Consider the following 4,036-nt stretch of genomic DNA (forward strand, 5'->3'; position numbering starts at 1 on the left):
GGGGAACGTATACGTCCATGGCCAGGAATAAGCGGTCAAACAGAAAAAGCGAGCTGCTTCTCATGGACTTAGAGCTGTTGTCCGTGCTGGCAGAGAAAAGGGGGCTGGCCTATCCGGCGGAGGACTTGGAGCGGCTGTGGAAAATGGTGCTTCTAAACCAGTTCCACGATATTCTCCCGGGATCATCAATTAAGGAAGTCTATGAGGTGACAAAGCGTGAGTATGAGCAGGTTGCGGAGGAAGGCGGCCGTCTGCTCAAAGAGCGGAAGGAAGCCGTGGCGGGTGCAGGAGACGGCGTGACCGTATTCAATACGCTGGGATTTACACGCAGGAGCCTGACGGTTCTTCCGGATGGGGTGACATCCTTGACAGATAAAGGGGAGGCGCTTCCCAGCCAGGAGATCGGCGGCCTGCGGTATTCCCTGACGGGGGAGATTCCCTCCAAGGGATACTCCGTGTATGGCGCGGTGCGGGAAGCGGATGGCGGTACGGCTGGTGAGGCGGCCGGGGACACTGAGGCGGCCGGGGGCGTCGTAGAAAACAGCGCTGCAGAGAGCGGCGGAGATACGCCGTTTTCCGTCTTAAAAACCGCGGATGGCTTCGTGATTACTACGCCGTTTGCAAAAGTAGATATGGCGGCGGATGGAAGCTTTACGAGCCTTCTTGACCTTTCGGAGAACCGTCAGGTATGGAAGGCGGGCGAGGCGGGGAACCGTCTGAGGATCTACGAGGATAAGCCGATTTATTATGATAACTGGGATATCGATGTGTTCTATACGGAGAAATACTGGGATTTGGATGAGCCGGCGTCGATTGCGGTTACGTCAGAGGGGCCGCTGTGTCTGCAGATCACAGTGAACCGAAGCTTCATGCATTCCCGCATGACACAGGATATCCGGTTCTATGCCCACAGCCCCAGAATTGATTTTAACACCTGGGTGGACTGGAAGGAGCACCAGTACCTGTTAAAGGCAGGCTTCCCGGTGGATGTCCATACGGACGAGGCGGCGTTTGACATCCAGTTCGGCAACGTGGTGCGAAAGACCCATACCAATACGAGCTGGGACAGAGCCCGTTTTGAGAGCTGTGGCCATAAGTGGATGGACGTATCGGAGAGCGGATATGGGGTCAGTCTGTTAAATGACTGCAAGTACGGTCATTCTGTCCGTGAGGGCTGTATAGAGCTGACGCTGATCAAATCGGGTATCGAACCGAATCCTGACACGGACAACGAGGAGCACGTATTTACGTATTCGCTGTATCCTCATCAGGGAACGTGGAGGGAGGCGGATACCCAGAAGGAAGCTGCGGATTTAAACCAGCCGCTTTCGGCGGTAAACGGCGGAATGCCCGGAGAATCCTATGGATTTGCAGGCGTAAAGGGGGATTCCGTGGTTCTGGAGACCGTGAAGAGGAGCGAGGACGGAAACGGTATCATCCTGCGTCTCTACGAGAGCCGGAATAAAAGGGTAAACGCGAAAGTGAGTCTTTCCTGTGCCCCGGTGACAGTGACGGAATGCAACCTGCTGGAGGAACCCGTTGACGAGGCAGGCGGCCTTATGATTGACCAGGATGGCTTTTCCTTTGTCATTAAGCCGTATGAGATTAAGACGTATAAGGTGGTGTTTTAAGCGATGAAAGTAATTCTGTTTGACATTGATACACTCAGGGCCGATCATATGGGCTGCTATGGCTATGGGCGGGATACTACGCCTGTTATGGATGGGATTGCGAAAGATGGTGTGTGCTTTGACCGGTACTACTGTCCCAATGCCCCCTGCCTTCCCTCCAGAGCGTCGATGGTGACCGGGCTTTACGGAATACATAACGGCATTGTGGGACACGGCGGTACGGCGGCGGATTTACGGCTTCAGGGCGAATCGCGGAGCTTTACGGATCTGGTGTCGGAGAATGGGCTTTTCATGCAGTTTAAGAGGGCCGGACTCCACACAGTCTCATTTTCCAGCTTTGCGGAGCGCCACTCGGCCTGGTGGTTTCTCTCCGGCCTGGATGAGTATTATAATCCGGGACTCCGGGGCGGGGAGTCGGCGGACATGGTCACACCGGCAGTCCTTAATTGGTTAGAAAGGAACCGGGAGATGGAGGACTGGTTTCTTCACGTCCATTACTGGGACCCGCATACGCCGTACCGCACCCCGGAGGGGGTGAAGAGCCGATTTCAGGATGAGCCTCTGCCGGACGACTGGGTTACGGATGAAATTTTTGAGGAACATCTGCGGCACATCGGCCCTCACGGCGCCAATGAAATCAATATGTGGAATGACGAGACCTTCAGCCGTTGGCCGAAGCAGCCCGGAAGCTTGAAGACAAGGGGCGATGCGAAGCATTTTATCGACCTCTATGATGACAGTGTGCGGTTCACCGATGACAATATTGGGCTGATCGTGGCGTGGCTTAAGGAGCACGGGCTTTACGGAGACGATCTGGCGATTATCATTACCGCAGACCACGGAGAGGATTTGGGAGAATTCGGGGTCTATGGAGAACACGGCATGGCCGACGAGCCGGTATGCCATATTCCGTTAATTATCAGATGGCCGGGGACCGAAGGCGGACGCCGCATCAAGGGCTTTTATGACAATACGGATCTGCTCCCTACGGTGAAGGCGCTTTTAGGCACGGAGACCTTTGGGGACTACCGGTACGACGGCGTCTCCTTCAAGGAACCGCTGTTGGGCGGAAAAGAGTGCGGGAGAACCGCGGCGGTGCTGACCCAGTGCGCCCACGTTTGCCAGCGAAGCGTCCGGTTTGACCATTATATCTATATCCGCACCATCCATGGAGGGTACCATCTCCTGCCGGAGGAAATGGTGTTTGATCTGGACTGCGATCCCCATCAGCTGCATAATCTGGCGGATGAGCGTCCGGAGCTTTGCGGCCGCGGAGCACGGCTGCTTTTAGACTGGACGGAGCGGATGATGAAGCAGTCAGATTCAGACCGTGATCCCATGTGGACTGTGATGCGGGAAGGCGGGCCGGAGCACTGCAGAGGCCGCCTGGAAGCGTATGAAAAGCGGCTGGAGGAGACGGGGAGAGCGTACGGGATCCCGCTTCTTAAGGAACAGTACAGGGAAGAGTTTGAGGGACAGGAATAAGAGGAGAGAACCGATGATTTTAATACCGCAGCCGAAAAAGGCTGAAAGAAGAGATGGAGAGTTTACGATAGGCTATGGAAGCTATCTGGTGCTGGATGAGTCCTGCGGACCGCTTCTGACAAAGCAGGCAATGCTCTTTTTAGATGCGCTGGAGGAAGAGACCGGTTATCGGCCAGCTCTGACCAGGGGAAAAGGAAGAGATGGAGATATTATTCTGCGCCGGGAGGAGGCGCTGGGTTCGGAGGATGTACTGGGCCAGGGATATACTCTGGAAATCCGGCCGGAGGGGATCATTCTCACCGGCGGTGAGAAAGGGCTGTGGCATGGAATGCAGACGATTCTGCAGATGGCAGGGCAGCAGGGGGCCGTACTTCCGGCAATGAGTATTCACGACAGGCCGGACATTAGGAACCGCGGCTTTTACCACGATGTCACAAGGGGAAGAGTGCCTAAGCTTGACTGGCTGAAAAAGCTGGCCGACCGGATGGCGCGTTATAAGCTGAACCAGATGCAGCTCTATATCGAGCACACATTCCTGTTTCGTGATTTCAGCGAAATATGGAGGGATGACACGCCGCTGACTGCAGAAGATATTCTGGAGCTGGACCGGTACTGTCTCGACCGCGGGATCGAGCTGGTTCCTTCCCTGTCCACCTTCGGGCACCTGTACAAAATCCTGGGCTCGAAGCATTACAGCCATCTGTGTGAGCTGGAAGGCTCAGAATCCATGCCATTCTCGCTGAGGGGGCGGATGCACCACCATACGATCAACGTGTCGTCGCCGGAAAGCCTGGAGTTCATCAAGGGAAAGATCAGAGAATTCGCGGCCCTGTTCTCTTCCGGCCAGTTCAATATCTGTGCCGATGAGACCTTTGATCTGGGAAAAGGAAGGAGCAGCGGTCTGAAGGAGAGGCTGGGAG

At 55.3% G+C, this 4,036-nt stretch carries 3 protein-coding genes; all 3 read left to right on the plus strand.

The window, feature by feature from the left end; genetic code table 11:
- Positions 1-1,631 (plus strand): alpha-mannosidase (locus tag ACLTD4_RS33175; RefSeq protein ID WP_412331943.1); only part of this gene is annotated, 1,631 nt, incomplete at its 5' end.
- 3 nt (positions 1,632-1,634) lie between these two features.
- Entirely contained in the window at positions 1,635-3,116 is a 1,482-nt protein-coding gene (locus ACLTD4_RS33180; protein WP_117622599.1) for a sulfatase, read from the plus strand.
- A gap of 13 nt (positions 3,117-3,129) precedes the next feature.
- Positions 3,130-4,036 (plus strand): beta-N-acetylhexosaminidase (locus tag ACLTD4_RS33185; RefSeq protein WP_412331944.1); only part of this gene is annotated, 907 nt, incomplete at its 3' end.

The organism is Hungatella sp., assembly GCF_046966825.1.

Bases quoted from the DNA above. Each gene is read 5' to 3' on its own strand.
- ACLTD4_RS33180 (WP_117622599.1), top strand. From the start codon at position 1,635: ATGAAAGTAATTCTGTTTGACATTGATACACTCAGGGCCGATCATATG.